At 70.6% G+C, this 18,130-nt stretch carries 10 protein-coding genes; 1 reads left to right on the top strand and 9 read right to left on the bottom strand.

Annotated elements, in window-relative coordinates; genetic code table 11:
• Nucleotides 1-3: 3 nt before the first annotated feature.
• Nucleotides 4-4,152 (top strand): amino acid adenylation domain-containing protein, encoded by a 4,149-nt coding sequence (locus ACWEGE_RS32870; RefSeq protein ID WP_449664341.1) that lies wholly within the window; start codon nucleotides 4-6, stop codon nucleotides 4,150-4,152.
• Here ACWEGE_RS32870 and ACWEGE_RS32865 read toward each other — a convergent pair.
• The 9 genes from ACWEGE_RS32865 to ACWEGE_RS32825 all read right to left on the bottom strand — a co-directional run bounded on the left by ACWEGE_RS32865 (nucleotide 4,118) and on the right by ACWEGE_RS32825 (nucleotide 17,992).
• Nucleotides 4,118-6,124: a family 43 glycosylhydrolase gene (locus tag ACWEGE_RS32865; RefSeq protein WP_449664340.1), complete on the bottom strand. Its 2,007-nt coding sequence runs from the start codon at nucleotides 6,122-6,124 to the stop codon at nucleotides 4,118-4,120. The genes ACWEGE_RS32870 and ACWEGE_RS32865 overlap by 35 nt on opposite strands.
• A 27-nt stretch (nucleotides 6,125-6,151) precedes the next feature.
• Complete coding sequence (locus tag ACWEGE_RS32860) at nucleotides 6,152-7,483, bottom strand: glycoside hydrolase family 43 protein (RefSeq protein WP_449664360.1); 1,332 nt, start codon at nucleotides 7,481-7,483, stop codon at nucleotides 6,152-6,154.
• Nucleotides 7,484-7,542: 59 nt separating this feature from the next.
• Entirely contained in the window at nucleotides 7,543-8,922 is a 1,380-nt protein-coding gene (locus tag ACWEGE_RS32855; RefSeq protein ID WP_449664339.1) for an endo-1,4-beta-xylanase, read from the bottom strand.
• A 36-nt stretch (nucleotides 8,923-8,958) separates the two neighbouring features.
• Nucleotides 8,959-9,972, bottom strand: a complete 1,014-nt coding sequence (locus tag ACWEGE_RS32850) for a cellulose binding domain-containing protein (protein WP_449664338.1) — start codon at nucleotides 9,970-9,972, stop codon at nucleotides 8,959-8,961.
• A 181-nt stretch (nucleotides 9,973-10,153) separates the two neighbouring features.
• Nucleotides 10,154-10,900, bottom strand: coding sequence for a GH12 family glycosyl hydrolase domain-containing protein (locus tag ACWEGE_RS32845; protein ID WP_449664337.1), 747 nt, complete (start codon nucleotides 10,898-10,900; stop codon nucleotides 10,154-10,156).
• Between the two features lie 155 nt (nucleotides 10,901-11,055).
• Nucleotides 11,056-12,141 carry a ricin-type beta-trefoil lectin domain protein gene (locus ACWEGE_RS32840; RefSeq protein WP_449664336.1) on the bottom strand — a complete coding sequence of 362 codons (1,086 nt, stop codon included), beginning with the start codon at nucleotides 12,139-12,141 and terminating at the stop codon, nucleotides 11,056-11,058.
• A 23-nt stretch (nucleotides 12,142-12,164) separates the two neighbouring features.
• On the bottom strand, nucleotides 12,165-14,138 hold the full coding sequence (locus ACWEGE_RS32835) for an alpha-L-fucosidase (protein WP_449664335.1): 1,974 nt from the start codon (nucleotides 14,136-14,138) through the stop codon (nucleotides 12,165-12,167).
• Between the two features lie 13 nt (nucleotides 14,139-14,151).
• On the bottom strand, nucleotides 14,152-15,621 hold the full coding sequence (locus ACWEGE_RS32830; RefSeq protein ID WP_449664334.1) for an arabinofuranosidase catalytic domain-containing protein: 1,470 nt from the start codon (nucleotides 15,619-15,621) through the stop codon (nucleotides 14,152-14,154).
• 19 nt (nucleotides 15,622-15,640) lie between these two features.
• A complete protein-coding gene (locus ACWEGE_RS32825) occupies nucleotides 15,641-17,992 on the bottom strand; it encodes a ricin-type beta-trefoil lectin domain protein (RefSeq protein WP_449664333.1) in 2,352 nt (783 codons plus the stop codon).
• Nucleotides 17,993-18,130 lie beyond the last annotated feature (138 nt).

Here is an 18,130-nt window from a genome sequence, read left to right as displayed (position 1 = left end):
GAGTTGAGCGAGGCACTCCAGCCGGGCGGGACCGTCGAGGCCCCGCTCCTGCACCACTTCTTCGAGCAGTCGGCCCGCCGGTGGCCGGACGCGATCGCCGTCGACCTCCCGCCGTCGGGCGGGCGGCCGCGGCGCACCGTCACCTACCGCGACCTGCACCGCCGGTCCTCGGCCGTCGCCCGCGCGGTGCGGCACGCCGTGCGGCGGCCGGGGATCGTGGCGATCCTGCTGTCCCGCGCCACCGAGGACCTCTACCTGGCGCAGCTCGGCGTGCTGCGGGCCGGCTCGGCCTACGTCTGCGTCGACCCGTCGTTCCCCGACGAACAGCTGGGCCACATCCTCGGCGACGCCACGCCCGCGCTGCTCGTCACCGACCAGGCGGGGCACGAACGGGCGCTGCGGGCCGGCTACACCGGGGCGGTGCAGCGCGTCGACGGCCCGGCCGAGCCCGCCGCGCAGCCCATGATCACGCCCGCCGCACCGCCCGGGCTCGCCTACGTCATCTACACCTCGGGGACCACCGGCAAGCCGAAGGGCGTGCTCATCGGCCACCAGGGCGTGGTCAACCTGATCCGGTCGGACGTCGCCGAGTTCGGCCTCGGGCCGGGGGACCGGGTCGCCCAGGGGTCTTCGCCCGCCTACGACTCCTCGGTCGAGGAGGCGTGGATGGCCTGGGCCTGCGGCGCCACCGTCGTGGTGATGGACGACGAGACCGCGCGGCTCGGCCCCGACCTCGTCCCGTGGCTGCGGCGCGAGCGGGTCACCGTGCTCTGCCCGCCGCCCACCCTGCTGCGCGCCACGGCGTGCGAGGACCCGCGGCGGGAGCTGCCCGACCTGCGCCTGCTCTACGTCGGCGGCGAGGCGCTGCCCGACGACGTCGCCGAGCGCTGGGCCCCGGGCCGCCGGATGGTCAACGGCTACGGGCCGACCGAGTGCACGGTGACCTGCCTGCGCGCCGACGTCGTGCCGGGGCGGCCGGTGGCCGTCGGCAAGCCGGTACCGGGCATGCGGGCCCTGGTCCTCGACGAGCGGCTCGAGCCCGTCGCGCCGGGGGAGAAGGGCGAGCTGTGCATGAGCGGCGCCGGCCTGGCGCTGGGCTACCACGGCAAGCCGGACCTCACCGCCGGGAAGTTCCCGCTCCACCCGCGGTTCGGGCGGCTCTACCGCACCGGCGACCTCGTGCACGCCGCACCCGACGGCACGCTCTACTACCACGGCCGCATCGACTCCCAGGTCAAGCTGCGCGGCTACCGGATCGAGCTCGAGGCCATCGAGGCGTCGCTGGCCCGGTTCCCCGGCGTGCGCGAGGCGGCTTGCCGGGTCCAGGGCGAGGGCGCCGGGCAGGTGATCGCCGCGCACCTGGTGCCGGACGGCCCGATGCCCGGCAGCGCCGCACTGAAGGAGCACCTGCGCAAGGTCCTGCCCGCCTACATGATCCCGGCGGTCTTCGCGGCGGTCGAAACCCTGCCGCGCAGCGCCGGGGGCAAGCTGCGTCGCAACGACCTCCCGGTGGTGGCCACCGGACGGCGGCACCCGGCAGGCCCCACCGCCGAGCCGGCCCCGCCCGCCGGGAACGAGACCGAGGAGTTCATCGCGGCCGCCCTCCGCGAAGTGCTGGAAACGCCGGAAATCGGGCTCGACGAGGACTTCTTCGACGACCTCGGCGGCAGCTCGCTGCAGGCCGCGATGCTCATCTCCAAGCTGCGGGTCAATCCGCTCACCGAAGCCATCGCCGTCCGGGACGTCTACCGCGCCCGCACGGTGTCCGGGCTGGCGCAGCTGGCCGCCCCGGTGAGCCACGACGAGATCGACGCGGTGGCCGCCCCGGCCCGCAGCGCGGTCGCCATCACCCTGGCCCAGGCGGCGTGGCTGGCCGCGGAGCTGGCCATCGCCGCGCCGATCGGCTGGTTCGCCGCGTTCGTCGCCCTGCCGTGGCTGGCCGGGCGGATCGGCCTGGTCCCGCTGATCGTGCTGCTGCCGGTCGCGCTGGTGGCCGTCGCGTTCGGCTGGACGCCGGTCGCGGTGTTCTTCGCCGTGCGCGCGAAACGGCTGCTCATCGGGAAGTTCGAGCCGATGCGGGTACCGGTGTGGAGCGGGTTCCACCTGCGTCTGTGGATCGTGCGGCACCTGCTGCGGTTCGTGCCGTGGGGCACCATCGCCGGCACCGAGTTCCAGAACATGGCCCTGCGGCGGCTCGGCGCCCGGATCGGCAAGCGCGTGCACATCCACCGCGGTGTCGACGTCGTGCAGGGCGGCTGGGACCTCCTGGACATCGGCGACGACGCCACCGTCGCCCAGGACGCCCAGCTCGGCCTGGTCCAGCTGACCGAGGGGCACCTGGTGATCGGCCGGGTCACCGTGGCCGGCGGGGCCACCGTGGACGTCCGCGCGGGGATGTCCCCCAACACGCGCCTCGGCCGCGGCTCCTGGCTGGCCGCGTTGTCGTCGCTGCCGTCGGGGACCGCCGTGCCCGACGGCAGGCGCTGGGACGGTGTCCCGGCGCACGACGCCGGCCCCGCCCCGCAAGCACCGGTTCCGGTCGTCACGGGCAGCATGCTTTCGCCGTTCGTGCACGGGCTCGCCACCGTCGCCGCCCGCGCGCTGTTCACCTGGGTGTTCGCGCTGCCGCTGTCGATCGTCCTGGTGGCACTGGTGCTGGCGTTCGACGTCACCTACCCGGCCCTGCTGGAGGCGGTCACCCGGCCCTGGGCGCACGTGGGGTTCATGCTCGTCTTCGCGCTGGCGAGCTGCCTGTCGCTGCTGATCGGGGTCTGGGCCGAGGCGTTCTGCGCCCGGGCGCTCGGGCGCGTCGAGGAAGGCGTCATCAGCCGCTGGAGCCCGGCCTACATCCGGGTGAGCCTCAAGACCGGCCTGGTCACCACGGCCGGCAACTGGCTCTCCGGCGGCCTGTTCTGGCCGGTGTGGCTGCGCTGGGCCGGGATGAAGGTCGGGCGCGGCTGCGAGATCAGCACGATCATCGACGTCGTCCCGGAACTGGTCGAGATCGGGCCGGACACCTTCTTCGCCGACGGCATCTACCTCGGCGGCCCCCGGATCCAGCAGGGCACGGTCACGCTCGCGCCGGTCCGGCTCGGGCACGACACGTTCCTGGGCAACCACGCCGTCATCCCGGCCGGGCAGAACCTGCCACCGGACATCCTGATCGGCGTCTGCACGGTGGCCGACGACCGCATCATGCGGCAAGGCACGTCGTGGTTCGGCCACCCGCCGATGCTCTTGCCCCGCCGCGAAATCGTGGAGACCGACCGGAGCCTCACCCACGACCCGTCGTTCGCGCGGGTCGTCACGCGGGTGTTCTGGGAGTGGCTGCGGTTCGCGATCCCGGTCGTCCCGCTGGCCGTGACGACCGCCTGGTTCGTCATGATCGCCTACGCCGCGAAGGTGCTGCCGCTCGCCGCGTTCCTCTTCCCGGGTGCCGCCCTGGTGACGGTGGTGACCGGGCTCCTGCCGTGCCTGGTCGTCCTCGCGCTGAAGTGGGGGCTGCTCGGGCGGGTCAAGCCGGGCGTGCACCCGCTGTGGTCCTGCTGGTGCAGCCGGTGGGATTTCCTCTACGTCGCTTGGGGTGTGATCGCCGGCGGCGTGCTCTCGGCGCTGGAGGGCACTCTGATGCTGCCGCTCTACCTGCGCCGCATCGGCATGGACATCGGCAAGCGGGTCGTGCTCGGCGAAGGGTTCGCCCAGGTCGTGGACCCCGACATGCTGCACTTCGGCGACGGCGCGACGGTGAGCGCGATGTTCCAGGCGCACACGTTCGAGGACCGCGTGCTCAAGATCGACCACGTTCACGTCGGGGCGCACTCGACGCTCGCGCACGGCACGGTTCCGTTGTACGGGGCCGAAATCGGCGAGCACACCCACGTGGCCCCGCACAGCGTGATCATGAAGCAGGAACACCTGCGGCCCCGGCTGCGCTACGCGGGCGTGCCGACGAAGGAGCAGAAAGCCCCTTCGCCGCGCACGAACCCGGAACCGCGGACCGAGCCGCTGCGGAAGGCCAGGCACCGGCCGGTGCCTGAGCCGCCGACGCAGGCGTTCTGGCAGGTCGACCGGACCTTCACCGTGCCCGGCGAGCAGCCGGGCCGGCACCACCGGGAGGCTATGGCTCGGTCAAGTCGAACCGCTGGAGGGTGACCGCGCCGCCGAGCGCCTGGGTGGCGTGGTTGAAGACGGCGAAGCGGTAGCCCATGAAGAACTGCCAGGCGTTGTTGAGGGTGAACGCCGAGCCCAGCGGGGTGAACGTCGTTCCGTCGGTGCTGTAGGAGAACCGGGCCTGGCGGCCGGTGCCGGGGCGGATGTCGGCGGTGGCGCGCAGCCAGATCTTGCTGCCCGAGAGGGCGGCGCTCGCGACCTCCGTGCCGGTGCCGGTCGTGTTCCAGTTGCCGTCCATGGTCAGGCCGTTGACCATGACCACCCGGTTGCGGCCGCTGTCGCGCTTGACGCCGATGTAGGCCGAGGAGTCCCGCAGCATCGCCAGCCCGGTGCGGTCGCCGTCGCGCATCGACGTCAGGTCGAGCGTGGCGGTGGCCGTGGAGGACGGCCCCTGGATCCGGTGGGTCAGGGTGTTGCGGGCGGAGTACAGGTCGTTGGTGACCGTGGCCGTCGACAGCTTGAGCCCGTTGCCGACCGAGAACTTCGTGGTGTCGGGGTTGTGGTTCCACTCCCACTGCGGGCTCAGCGCCGGACCGGGGAAGGTGTCGGTGCCGGTCATCGGCTGGACCTGACGCGGTGGCGGCGGCAGGTTCGGCGCCGGGTAGGTCGTGCCCCAGCGGCCGTTGACCGTCTGCAGCTTCGGCCAGCCGTCGGCCGTCCAGGTGACCGGGGCGAGCGCGGGGACGCGGCCGCCCGGGTAGGCGTCGACGAAGGCCAGGTAGTACCAGTCGCCGTTCTGCGTCTGCACCAGGCCGCCCTGGTGCGGGACGCCGCCGCCGGAGATCGGGCCCGGCAGGTCCAGCAGCACCTGCTGGACGGTGTAGGGCCCCCAGGGGCTGCTCGCCTTGAGGATGTACTGGCCGTTGGCCGGGCGGGTCGCGAAGATGTAGTAGCTGCCGTTCCGCTTGTAGAACCGCGACCCTTCCAGGGTGCCGATGTTCGACGGCGTCTGGAAGACCTGCTGCGAACGGACTTCGGTCTTCCCGTCCTTGGAGAGCTGGGCGACGCTGAGGGTGGTGTTGCCGTAGGCGACGTACATGGTGTCGTCGTCGTCCACGAGCATGCCCGCGTCGTAGTAGCACTTGTCGATCGTGGTGTGCTTCGACCAGGTGCCGTCCACCGCGGTGGCGGTGTAGATGTAGGTCTTGGCGAAGTCGATGCAGCCGCCCCAGTAGTACGTGTCGTTGCTGGTGCGGTGGTTGAAGAACGACGCCCAGATGCCGCGCACGTACCCGCGGCCGCCGTCCATGTCGTACTTCGCGCCGAAGTCCAAGGTGGGCACGGAGTGGCCGGCGAACTCCCAGTGCACCAGGTCGTAGGAGCGCAGGATCGGCGCGCCGGGGGAGTAGTGCATCGTCGAGGCCGAGTAGTAGTAGGCGTTGCCGACGCGGATGATGTCGACGTCGGCGAAGTCCTGCCACAGCACCGGGTTCGTGAAGGTGGTGGGCTGGTTCGGGGTCGTCGTGGTGGTCGGCGTCGTCGGGGTGGTGGTGGGGGTGGTCGGGGTCGTCGGCGTGGTCGGAGTCGTGGGTTCGACGCCGCCGGTGCAGAGGGTGCCGTTGAGCCGGAACGCCGACGGGACCGGGTTGGCCGAGGTGAACGAGCCGTTGAAGCCGAACTCGGCCTTGCCGCCGGTGGGGATGTCCGCGTTGTAGGAGACGTTCTTCGCGCTGACGTCCGTGCCGGCCTGGGTGATCGTCGCGTTCCAGTGCTGGCCCACCTGCTGGCCGGACGCGAAGGACCACTCCAGCGTCCACCCGCCGCCGATCGCGTCACCGAGGTTGGTGATCGACACGGACGCGCCGAAGCCGCCCTGCCATTCGGAGGTTTTCGTGTAGGTGACCGAGCACCCGGCCGCGGCGTGCGCGGCCGGGGTCGCCACCAGGACGGCGCCGGCGAGGCCGGTCGCGGCGAGCAGGGCCGAGGCGGCCGCCCGGGATCGTCGGCGTGACACGGGTGTCCTTTCGGGTCGGTGGAGAACTCAGGCGGTGAACTGCCACCAGTTCACGTTGAAGAGGTAGCCGCTGCCGCCGGTGAACCGCAGCACCAGGTCCTGCGTGCCGGTGACACCGCTGACCGGGCAGGACACCGACGTCCACGTCTGCCAGCCGCCGGTGGCGGGCACCGTGCAGCGGCCCACCACGGTGCCGGAGGCGCTGCCGAGGCGGACCTCGATCGTGCCGCCGGAGCTCGCGGAGGCGACGCGGGCGGTGAACGTCTTGGCACCCGCCCCGAACGCGACGTTGCGGACCTTGACGTTGTCCCCGTTCTCGATCCAGCCGATGTTCATGCCGCCTTCGGACGCCGGCTCGGTTTCGATCCCCGATTCCCAGTTGATCGTCTCGGCTTCCTGCCGCACGAAGGGGTTCAGCGTGTCGGCCGGCGGGGGACCGCTCGTGGTCATGTTGATGGTCGGGATGCTGCCGTCGGCGTTGTAGGCGAACTTCTCCACCGAGACCGAGCGGGTGTAGCCGCCCCCGCCCGGCAGAGCGCCGTTGTGGTAGAAGAAGTACGAGCCGCCCTTGTAGTCGATGACGCCGGGGTGGTTGGTGAAGCTGCTGCCCTGCGTGGGCATGACCGTGCCGCGGTAGGTCCACGGCCCGGTCGGGCCGGGCGAGGTCGAGTAGGCGATGAACTCCGAGCAGCACTTGGCCGCGAACACGTTGTAGTACGTGCCGTTGCGCTTGTAGACCCAGGGGCCTTCTTCGTACAGCGTCGGACGGCTGCCGCCGTTCGGGCGGGTGCCGAAGCCGGCCGTGGTGAGCGGGATCTGGTTGATCCCGCCCGAGTACGACGTCATGTCGGTGTTGAGCCGCACGTACGACAGGTTCGGGTTGCCCCAGTACAGGTACGCCTGGCCGTTGTCGTCGATGAAGACGGTCGGGTCGATCTCCCCGTTTTCCACCAAGGGGTGGCCGATCGCGTCGCGGAACGGCCCCGTCGGGCTGTCCGCGACGCCGACGCCGATGGCCATCCGGCCGGTCGACCGGTTGACCACCGGCACGTACCAGTAGAACTTGCCGTTGCGCTCCACGGCCTGCCCGGCCCACGCGTCCTGCTTGGCCCAGCTGAACGTCGCGAGGCTCATCGGCGAGCCGTGGTCGGTCCAGTTGACCATGTCCGCCGACGACCAGACCCGCCAGTCCTTCATGGTGAAGTAGGTCGAGCCGTCCTCGTCGTGCCCGGTGTAGAGGTAGACGCGGCCGTTGTAGACCAGCGGGGCCGGGTCGGCGGTGTAGATGTGCTGCACGATCGGGTTGTCGGCGCGCGCGGTGCCGGGCAGGAGCGCCATCGCGCACAGGGCCGCGGTCATCCAGGCGAGCACGCGCTTTCGGTGGTGCACGATGGTCTCTCCTTCGTCGGGGAGCGGGGTCAGCTCGCTGCGCAGGTCGCCGTGATGCCCTGGGCGTTGCCGGTGCCCTGGAAGCCGAACTCGGTCGACTGCCCGGCCGCGACCGTGCCGTTGTAGGACACGTTGGACCAGGTGACGCTGCCGGTGGTGCCGCTGTTGGTGGCGCTCCAGCCGTTGGTCACGGCCGCGCCGCCGGGCAGGTTCGTCGTCACCCGCCAGCCGCTCAGCGCGGAGGACCCGGCGGTGACCTTCAGGTTGGCCACGAAGCCGCCGTTCCACTGGTTCAGCGAAACCGAGGCGCTGCAGTCACCCGGCGGCGGCGTGGTCGTGGTGGTCGTGGTGGTGGGGGTGGTCGTGGTGGTCGGCGTCGTCGGGGTGGTGGGGGTGGTCGGCGTGGCCGAGTTCAACGCGTCGAGGACGCTGTTGTAGGCGGCCTTCTTGTTCCCGTTGCCGTCGAACAGCAGCGGGTTCTCGCCGGTGCGCCAGGAGTCGGTGTCGCGGATGCCCCACGTGGTGAGGCCGGCGCAGCGGGCGACGGCCAGGCAGGCGCGGGTCACCGTGGCGTAGGCGTTCGCCTGGTTGGAACCGGAGATGTCGAGCTCGGTGATCTGGACTTCGACGCCGAGGTCGGCGAACCGCTGCAGGTTGGCCTGGTAGTCACCGGGCGGGTTGCCGGACAGGTGGGACTGGAAGCCGACGCAGTCGATCGGGACGCCGCGGGACTTGAAGTCGCGCACCATGTTGTAGATGCCGGTGCTCTTGGCGTTGACGCCGTCGGTGTTGTAGTCGTTGTAGCAGAGCTTCGCGGCCGGGTCGGCGGCCCGCGCGGCGCGGAAGGCGGCTTCGATCCAGTCGTTGCCGGTGCGCTGCAGGTTCGAGTCGCGCCGGCCACCGCTGCCGCCGTCGGCGAACGCTTCGTTGACGACGTCCCAGGCGTAGATCTGGCCCTTGTAGTGGGTGGCGACCTGGGTGACGTGGTTCATCATGGCCGAGCGCAGGTCGGAACCCTCCATGCGCTGCGCCCAGCCCGGCTCCTGCTGGTACCACAGCAACGCGTGCCCGCGCACCCGCTTGCCGTTGCTCACGGCCTGGTTGAGGATCCGGTCGCCGCCGCTGTAGTTGAACTGCCCGCGGTTGGGCTCGGTGGCGTCCCACTTCATCTCGTTCTCGGGGGTGACCATGGAGAACTCCCGGTTCAGGATGTTCACGTAGGTCGAGTCGCCGAGCTTGCCGGCCGCCACGGCGGCGCCGAAGTACCGGCCGCTCTGGGCCGCCGCCGCGCCGAGGGTCGAGGCCGCGCCGTCGGCGGAGTTGGCGAGCACCAGCGAAACCCCGAGCGACGCCGCCAGGAAAGCCGAAGCTGCCGCGGCTCGGGAGAACGACCGCGATGTCGTCTTCATGTGTACACCTTCATTTCGTGGGGAACGGGCGCGCGGTCACGGGCTGGTGCAGGTGGCCGCGTCGAGGCTCGCCGCGCCGGGACCGGACACGAGGAAGCCGAAGGTCGTGGTGGCGCCGGGGCCGAGCGCGCCGTTGTAGGCGACGTTCTTCACCGTCACCGGGCTGGTACCGCTGGCCGTGCCGCTCCAGATCTGGCCGAGGGTCTGGCCGCTCGCCAGGGTGAACTGCACGGTCCACCCGTTGAGCGCGGCGGTGCCGGTGTTCGCGACGGTCACTTCGCCCTGGAAACCGCCGTTCCAGCTGCCGACGACCTTCGGGGTCGCGGTGCACGGCCCGCCGCCCGTCGGGGGCTGCGGGTCCCCGCCGACGCTGCCCGGGACCGCCTTGAGCGCGTTGTACCAGGTGGTGGCCATCTTGCTGTAGCCGGCGGCGTTGGGGTGGATGCCGTCGGGCAGGTCCGCGACGGCGACCGAGGGGTACATGTCGACCAGGTGCACGCGTTTGCCGGCGGCGGCCTTGGCCCGCATGTCCGGGGCGATCGCCGCGTTGAAGGTGCGGACCGTCTGGTCGGCGAAGCTGATCGGGATGATGGTGGCGACGAAGAGCTCGGTGCCCGGGGCGAGGTTGGTGATCCGGTCGACCAGGGCCGAAAGCCGCCGCGGTGCGCCGGCCGGGTCGCTGCCGTACATGTCGTTGGTGCCGATGTGGAGCAGGATCGTGTGGGGGTGGTAGGTGTTCAGCCAGCCGGTGACGTTGGCGTCGATCTGGGCGATGGTCCAGCCCGGGTGGCCTTCGTGGTTGCGGTCGGGCATGCTCGCCGGTCCGTCGGCCAGCGAGCCGACGAAGTCGACCGAGTACCCGTCGGCCCGCAGTTTCGCGCCGAGGTCGAGGCGGTAGCCGCCGATCGAGCCGCCCTGCGTGATCGAGTCCCCGAGCGGCATGACCGGCACCGCGGCGGCGGCTTCGGAGGCCACCGCCGCGGTCGCCGGCACGACGGCCAGCGCGGCGCAGGCCGTCAGCACACCGGCGACGATCTTCGCGAGTTTCATCGGGGAATCCTTCGTCTGCCGCGGGGCGGAAATCCATTTCGCGCCGTATTCCGCTCGATTGGCCAGCGTATCCGGGGCCGGTATTCATGGCCACGATCCGGTGTAATTTACAATTCTTCCGCGTTGCGAAACTTTCGGCGCACGGCCGGGCGCCCGCGTGGCGCCCGGCCGTCGGCGAGAACTAGTTGACGTTCGCGGAGAACGAGTTGACCGCGAGGCCGACCCCGCCGCTCCACGGCTCGAACCCGGCCTGGATGCTGGTGAGGTACCAGGACCGGTCGACGCGGGTGCGGTTGTCGACGTCGTTGACGAAGTCCAGCACGTTGAACGACCAGCCCGAAAGGGTCGACTGGGCCACGTAGGACACCACGTCGTTGCCGCCGTTGTTGCCCTGCCACACTTCCCAGCCGCGCCCGCCGATGCTGGTGGTGCCGACCCGGCCGCCGACCGGCTGCACCCCGCCGGTGCGGTTGAACCAGATCATGATCTCCATCTGGTTGACCCCGTTGGTCTTCGGCGTCGGGTCCAGCCAGATGTCGTAGGAGGCGTCGAAGACGCCGCCGGCGTAGGTGTAGGAGATCGACGACGGCGCACTGCCGATCCGGCTGAGCTGCCGGGGCAGGGGCGAGCCGGGGGAGCAGTTCGCGTAGTGGCACCCGACGTAGACCGCCGGGTACGACAACGGCGCGCCGCCGCTGGTGGAGCCCTGCTGGGTCTGGATGCGGAACCCGCTGCCGGTGACGTTGATGCACTGCTGGGCGCTGCTGCCCCACCGGTTGTTCATCACGACGTACCGGCCGCCGATGGTGGTCGTGCCGTACTGGTCGCAGATCAGCGTGTCCGCGTGCGCGGCCGGGGCGACGGCGACCGGCGCCGCGAGCCCGGCCGCGGCGAGCAGCACCGCGGACAAGGCGTTCCTCAGTTTCATCGGTCTCCTCCACGTCGTTGTGGCATTTTCTGGGAGCGCTCTCAATCTGAAGTGGTATCGATGTAACCACAGCGACGGGCCGGTGCAAAGAGGGCCGCCGTGATCAATTTTCGGAGTGCGCCGCTCTGGTGCTACCTTGTTGGGAGCGCTCCCGGTCAGGCGGCCGCACGCAAGGTCCACTTCTGGTTCGCCTGCCCGTTGCAGGTCCACAGGATCAGCTTGGTCCCGGCGGTGGTGCCCTGCCCGGTCGCGTCGAGGCACTTGCCGGACTGCCCGCCGGTGACCGAGCCGTCGGTGTTGACGTTCCACTGCTGGTTGGCCTGGCCGGAACAGGTCCAGATGATCACCGGGGTGCCGTCGGCGGTCCCCTGCCCGGACGCGTCCAGGCACTTGTTCCCCGCGGTCGTCAGCTGCTTGCCGGAGGGCGTCCACGGCGCTCCGGCGCAGTCGGCCAGCTGCACCGCGGTGCCGTCGGCGGAGGACGTGACGTCGGCGCAGCGGCTCGACTGCGTGCCGACGAGCTGCCTCGCCGAGGATTGGCCGGGGGTGCCGATGCTGCCGGGGACCGACTGCAGCGCCGAGTACCAGACCGCGGCCATCTTGTCGTAGCCGGTGGCCGTCGGGTGGACACCGTCGATCAGGTCGGCGGTCGTCAGCGCGTCGTGCATGTTCACCAGGTGCACGTGCTTGCCGGCGTTCTGCTTGCTCTGCACCGTACCGGGGATCGTGGCGTTGAACGTGCGGGCCGCCGCCTCCTGCCCGCTGTTGGCGATCGGGATGATCGTCGCGACGAACACCTCGGCGTCCGGTGCCGTCGCGGTGATGTGGTCGATCAGGGCGGACAGCCGGGCGGGCGCGCCGCCGACGTTGTAGTTCTGCAGGACGTCGTTGGTCCCGATGTGCAGCAGCACCGTGTGCGGGGTGCTGCTGCGCAGCCAGGACACGATGTTCGCGTCGATCTGGTCGATGCGCCAGCCCGGGTGCCCCTCGTGGTCGTGGTCGCCGAGCGAGGCGGGACCGTTGTACTGGGAGCCGACGAAGTCCACCTGGTAGCCACCCGCGGTGACCCGCTGCCAGAGCCCGATCCGGTACCCGCCGGGCACCTGGGTGCCGTCGGTGATGGAATCGCCCAAGGGCATCACCCGGACCCCGCCGTTCGATTCGGCGGCCGCGGTACCCGGCAGCATGGTGCCGGCCAGGACCGCCACGGCGGCAGCGAGCCACCCGAGCCGTGCGCGCATCTCGTCTCCTCGAGGATCGGCCGTCACACGGCGGTGATGGCCCACTGGTTGTTCGTGCTGCTGTTGGGTGTCCAGAGACCCACGCTCGAGCCGGCGGCGGTGCTGCCCATGCCGTCGAGCGCCGTACCGGTGGCCCGGTTGACGACCTGGTACCGGCCGTTGCCGAGGCCGGTCAGCTTCCACTGCTGGCTGGTGGCTCCGGTCCACGCCGTCTGGGCGCAGGTGGCGCCGTTCGCGGTGTTGCCCCGGCTGTCGGCGACCATCCCGTTGGTGCGGTTGACGATCCGGACGTACCCGCCGCCGGCGTCGGTCAGCTGCCACTGGAGGTTGGTGCTGCCGTCCCAGTTCCACTGCTTGAGCGGGGAGCCGGCCGCGACACTGCCGCCGCTGTCCAGCACGAGACCGGTGGCGACGTTGGCGATCCGGGCCCAGCCGGTCGGCAGGGGACCGGAACCGGGCGTGGGGATCTGGCCGGAGAACGTCAGCTTCACCACGTACGCCGGCGCGTCGAACGGCGGGTTGGCCGACGGCAGCTGGACGCGCAGCGCGGAGGCGTCCTGGACCGGAGCGGGCAGGGTGGTGGCGGTGCCGGCGTCCGGGCCGAGCAGCTGGGCCGACACCAGGTTGCCCAGGTTGATCCGGCTCGAACTCAGCGTCGTGATCGGGAAGGTGCTCCCCGGCCAGCCGAGCACGGTCACGTACAGCACCGTGTTGTCCTTGCTGCGGGTGAACCGGACGTCGGTCCTCGTGCCCTCCACCGGCGTGGTGAACGAGCCGCCGCCCATCTTCGTCGGGCCCTCGCCGTAGACCGCCCACGCGCGGGTGCCGTAGACGGATTCGCCGAACCGCTTGAGGTAGCTGCCGAGGCCGAGCAGGATCGTGCGCTGCCCGGACGGGATGGTGCCGTCCGCCATCGGCGCGATGTTCAGCAGCATGGTGCCGTTCTTGCTGACCCGGTCGAGCAGCGAGTGCAGGATGGCCTTCATCGAGTAGTAGCCGATGCCGTTCGTGTAGCACCAGCTGGAGCTGGAAATGCTGTCGTCGGTCATCCAGTACGGGCTCATCAGGTCGCCCGGCCCGCCGCGTTCGAAGTCGAAGACCTCCCCGCGATTGTCGAAGCCGTCCTTGTAGGTGGCGACGACGTCCTTGTTCCAGGCCACCGCCTGGTTGTAGTAGCGCGACAGGAAGTTCAGCCGCTGCGCCTCGGCGACCTGGGTCAGGTTGAAGTCCTGGTAGACGAGGTCGGGCTGGTAGCCGTCGACGACCTCGCGGAGCTTGTCGAACCAGAGCTGGTTCTCCGCCTGCGTGCCGTTCTGGCCGAACAGCCGGCGCAGCGACTCGGTGGACTGGTTCGGCACGTGGTCGTAGTAACCGGTGAAGTGGTAGGCGTGGTGCAGCGCCGCGAGCAGCTTGAGGCCCTTCGCGCGGATCGCGTCCGCGTGCAGCCGCAGCAGGTCCAGCTTGGGCCCGGTCTTGACCGAGTTCCACTCGTTGGCCGTGCTGTTCCACATCGAATAACCGTCGTGGTGCTCGGCGACCGGCCCGGCGAACTTCGCGCCGGCGTCGGCGAAGAGCTGCGCCCACTCGGCCGGGTCGAAGTTCCCGCCCGCCGACTTGAGCTTGGGCGCGAACTGCACCCAGTTGCCCGCCTTGTCGCGGGCACCGTTGATGAAGTTCTGGTACGGCCACGCCGACGGGTCGCCGAACACCTGCTTGTGGTGGTTGTTCTCGTTGGACCCGCCGATGTACATGTTCCGCGGGTACCACTCGTTGCCGAAGGCCGGGACGCTGAACACGCCCCAGTGGTAGTAGATGCCGAACTTGGCGTCCTGGAACCATTCCGGGGCGGGTGGGTGCTGGTCCACCGACGCCCAGCTCGGCGTGTAGCTGCTGGGGCCCTCGGTGGCCCACCCCGCGGGGACGCGGACCAGGCCGGCGGCCGCGGCGGCCCCGGCCACCACGATCAGCCGGCGCCGCGACAGCTCGAACGAAGACATGGGGGAGCGCCTTTCAGCTCAGTGACCACTTCTGGTTGTTCGCGCCGGTGCAGGTGGCCAGCTGCACCCCGGTGCCGTTCGCGGTCCCGGAGCCGGTGACGTCGAGGCAGAGCCCGGACTGGACACCGGTGACGGTCCCGTTCGCGGTGAACGTCCACTGCTGGTTGTTCTGCCCGTTGCAGTTCCAGATGATGACCTTGGTGCCGGGCGTGGTGCCCTTGCCGGAGGCGTCGAGGCAGCGGAGGTTGCCGCCGCTGTAGACGTTCAGCTCGCCGGCGCCGGTGCGCGTCCACGTCTGGTTGGTGCCGCCGTTGCAGTCCCAGATCTGGACCGCGGTGCCGGGCGTGGTGGACACGCCGTTGACGTCGAGGCACTTGTTCGCGCCCACCGCGTGCACCGCACCGGTGTTGGAGCTGCTGCCGCCGCTGCCGTAGCCGGCGGCGATCACGCTGGCCTGCACGGCGTTCTCCGTGGCGTCGGTCGGGAAGCCGCTGGTGACGGCGCCTTCGAAGAACTCGCCGACGCCGGAGTTGCTGTTGTCGCCGCCGGTGCCCAGCAGGATCGACGGCTCCAGCTTCATCGGCGAGTAGCCGCGGGGCAGGCCGCCGGAGTACGGCGTGGTGAGGCTGCCGGTGGTGGCGTCGCCGTACTTCAGGGTGAAGTTGCTGGTGCCGTTGTTCTTCAGCCACGCGCTGACGAACGGGTGGTGCACGCCCGGGTTGTTCGGGTCCTTGTTGGAGCCGGAACCGGTGTGGTACATGCCGTTCTCGAGGTCGGCCTCGACCCACGGGCCGGTGCCGGTGCAGCCGTTGAACCAGCAGGCGGTGCCCCAGTAGATGGCGTTCATCGTGGCGTTGCCGGTGTCGGTGTGGGAGACCTCGCCGCTGCCGTAGTCGAAGCAGCACCACTGGTTGACGTAGTTGGACGAGGTGATCATGTAGACCCCCTCCGGCTGGGCCCCGACCGGAGCGCCCTTGGCGTTGTCGATCCGGTAGCCGACGCCCTGGGTGACCTTGATGCCGTACACGGGGTGCCCGCCGACCGTCACCGGCAGCGCCATCGCGTCCGCGCCGACGTCCGAGCCGTTCGGGCCGGGGCCCTTCCAGAGCCCGCCCCAGGAGATCGGCAGGTCGTTGTGGTTGGCGGTCTGGTCGTAGATCTTCGTGACCGTGCACCGGGTGCCGGCGCAGAAGGAGACCTGCGGGGCCGAGTCCGCGACACCGCCGGCGGCCAGCAGGCCGACGTCGAGGTAGCGCTGGTCCGAGGCCCGCTGGATCTGGTACAGCGGGCCGTTGTACGCGCCGAAGAGGGCACGCGTGGTGCTGTGCGCCGTGACGCACGGCGTGCCGCCGGCGGCGTAGAGGTCGCACGCCTCCTGCGTGGCGGCCTGGGCCGGGGCGCCCGTGGCGGCCACCGCGCCGGTGGCCAGGAGGACGGCCGCCACGGCGGCTTGGAGGGTTCTGAGCAGCTTGCGGGAGGCCATGGCCGAACTCCTCTGTTCGTCAGCCGAGAGTCCACTTCTGGTTGTTCGCGCCGGTGCAGGTGGCCAGCTGGACGAGGGTGCCGTTCGCGGTGGCGGACCCGGTCACGTCCAGGCACAGTCCGGATTGGACACCGGTGATGCTGCCATTCGCGGCGACCTGCCACTGCTGGTTGGCCTGGCCGTTGCAGTTCCAGATGACGACCTTGGTGCCGGGGGTGGTGCCCTGGCCGCTGGCGTCGAGGCACCGCGTGCCGGTGTAGACGGTCAGCTCGCCCGCGGCGGTCCGGGCCCAGGCCTGGTTGGTCCCGCCGTTGCAGTCCCAGAGCTGGACCGCGGCGCCGGGCGTGGTGGAGACGCCGTTGACGTCCAGGCACTTGCCGAGGGCGCGGACCGGGCCCTCGGCCGGGGTGGTGCTCCCGCCGGTGCCGGCGGCGGCGATGACCTGCTGCGCGCCCGACGGCCAGTTCGTGCCGCTGACCTGGACGTTCCCGGTCAGGACGTTGTTGTGCGGCGGGCCGGTGGCCACCTGGGTCGCGCCGCCGTTGTACCAGTTGCCGCTGAAGGTGCTGTCGTTGGTGTTGTTGCTGCCGTTGGCGTTGGTGAAGGCCCAGACCCCGGAGTCCTGGATCACGTTGGCCGACACGGAGACGTACCGCGAACCCTCGTCGAGGTACAGGCCGACCGTGCGGTTGTTGTCGTAGATGTGGTTGTGGTCGATGGAGCTGCCCGGGTTGGCGGAGAGGTTGTAGATGCTGCCGCCGTCGTGCATCAGCTTCTTCGTGCCGTGCACCCGGTTGTAGCTGACGACGGTGTCCCGCAGCGTGGTCGGCGTCGAGTACACCGGCTGGTAGTCGTACAGGCCGCGGTTGCGGTAGTCCTGGCTGCCGCCCTGGTCGTTGGCGCCCCAGCCCCAGCCGACGTCGATGCCGTCGTAGGTCAGGTTCGAGACGTCGTTGTGCGTGATGACGGTGTGCGTCGCGTAGGTCGAGAGGATGCCGGCCATCTCGCGGTAGTCCAGGGCGACCCGGCTCACCGTGTTGTAGGAGATGGTGACGTCCTTGTTCGTCATCGCGGCGTTCGACGGGTGGTGGGCGTCGGGGCGCACGCCGCCGACGATGATGCCGCCGCCGGAGTTCTCGGTGAAGGTGTTGTGGTCCACGGTGATCGACGACGCGCCGAGGCCGACACCGGAGGCGTGCGCGTTCGCGTCGTTGCCGATGCCCAGTGCCACCTGGCCGAGGTGGGTGAAGGTGTTGCCGCTGAAGGTGATCCCGGTGGCCGCCGAAACCTGGACGGCGGCCGGTGCCTGCGCCCAGGTGTTGCGGGCGCCCTCGAACTGGCGGCAGCCGGACTGGCAGGAGGTCAGGAAGTCGCCCGGCATCGGGGCCGCGGCCGGGAGGAACGTGCCCGTCTGCTGGTTCGCGTACCCGACCGAGGTGCTGGGGGTGAGCCAGGTGGTGTGCTCGAAGTTCAGGCCCTTGAAGGCGAGGCCGCGCACCGGGTTGTCGAGGGTGCCGCCGATCTGCAGCAGTGACTGCAGCCGCGGGAGCTCGACGTCGTGGCTGCCGGGGACCCAGCCGCCGGGCGCCTTGTAGTACAGCTTCCCAGCTTGCGGGTCGAGGTACCACTGGCCGGTGTTCTTGAGGAAGGAGTAGGAGTTCTCGAGGAACAGCTGACCGCCGCCGAACGGCTTCGCGAGGGTGTCGTAGCCCCAGTTGTTGTTGTTCCAGGCGGGTTGCTGCATGACGATCGAGGTGCCGCTGATGCGGTCGACGGGGGCGTACCGGTCGGTGAAGGAGTTCTGGCTCTCCACCTCGATCCGGTTCTGCTGCGGCAGCGTGGCGAGGTAGTTCAGCGCCGAATTGGTGATCGTCATGCCGCTGGTGGTGAACTGCACGTCGTTGCGGGAGATCGGGATCCCCGCGCGCGGGGCGAGCGCGCCGTCGACGAACAGCTGCCTCGAGTCGGCGCCCACCGGCACGGAGGCCACCCAGATGTTCTGGCCGGCGTCCTGCACCGACCAGCCGGTGACCTGGCTGCCGCCGGAGAGGACCGGCTTCTGGCCGGATGCGGCCTGCCAGGTGACGGTGTGGCCGTTCTGCCCCGAGTCCGCGGCGGTGAGCCGCAGCGGGGCGGTCAGCCGGTAGGTGCCGCCGGCGAGCTGCACGACGACGTCGTTGGCCGCCGACTGCGCGCGCGCCAGCTCCTGGGCCTTCGCCGGGGTGGCGACCGGCTGGGCCGGGGTGCCGGGGTTCGAGTCGTTGCCGTCCGGGGCGACGGCGATGGTGACGGTCGCGGCGTGGGCGGCCGGGGTGGCGAGCGCGGTCACCACTAGTGCGGTCACGAGCGCGGCGGCGATGCGCGGCGGCATGGGCGTGCACCTCTCCGGGACGGGGTGGCGCCAACCGTCCACTGTGTACTGGAACCGGGCACCCGGCCGGCCGGGCGCGGGGCCGGACCGGCCTCCGGCCGGTGACGGACCGGGCAGGATGTGTACGACTCATCCGAC

The organism is Amycolatopsis sp. NPDC004747 (assembly GCF_053601335.1).
Note: the sequence above shows the minus strand (reverse complement) of the source record. Positions and strands in the feature narration are given on the sequence as shown.

Coding starts and splice junctions, on each gene's coding strand:
- ACWEGE_RS32860 (WP_449664360.1), bottom strand. CDS start 7,483: ATGACCGCGGCCCTGTGCGCGATGGCGCTCCTGCCCGGCACCGCGCGC.
- ACWEGE_RS32855 (WP_449664339.1), bottom strand. CDS start 8,922: ATGAAGACGACATCGCGGTCGTTCTCCCGAGCCGCGGCAGCTTCGGCT.
- ACWEGE_RS32850 (WP_449664338.1), bottom strand. CDS start 9,972: ATGAAACTCGCGAAGATCGTCGCCGGTGTGCTGACGGCCTGCGCCGCG.
- ACWEGE_RS32845 (WP_449664337.1), bottom strand. CDS start 10,900: ATGAAACTGAGGAACGCCTTGTCCGCGGTGCTGCTCGCCGCGGCCGGG.
- ACWEGE_RS32840 (WP_449664336.1), bottom strand. CDS start 12,141: ATGCGCGCACGGCTCGGGTGGCTCGCTGCCGCCGTGGCGGTCCTGGCC.
- ACWEGE_RS32835 (WP_449664335.1), bottom strand. CDS start 14,138: ATGTCTTCGTTCGAGCTGTCGCGGCGCCGGCTGATCGTGGTGGCCGGG.
- ACWEGE_RS32830 (WP_449664334.1), bottom strand. CDS start 15,621: ATGGCCTCCCGCAAGCTGCTCAGAACCCTCCAAGCCGCCGTGGCGGCC.
- ACWEGE_RS32825 (WP_449664333.1), bottom strand. CDS start 17,992: ATGCCGCCGCGCATCGCCGCCGCGCTCGTGACCGCACTAGTGGTGACC.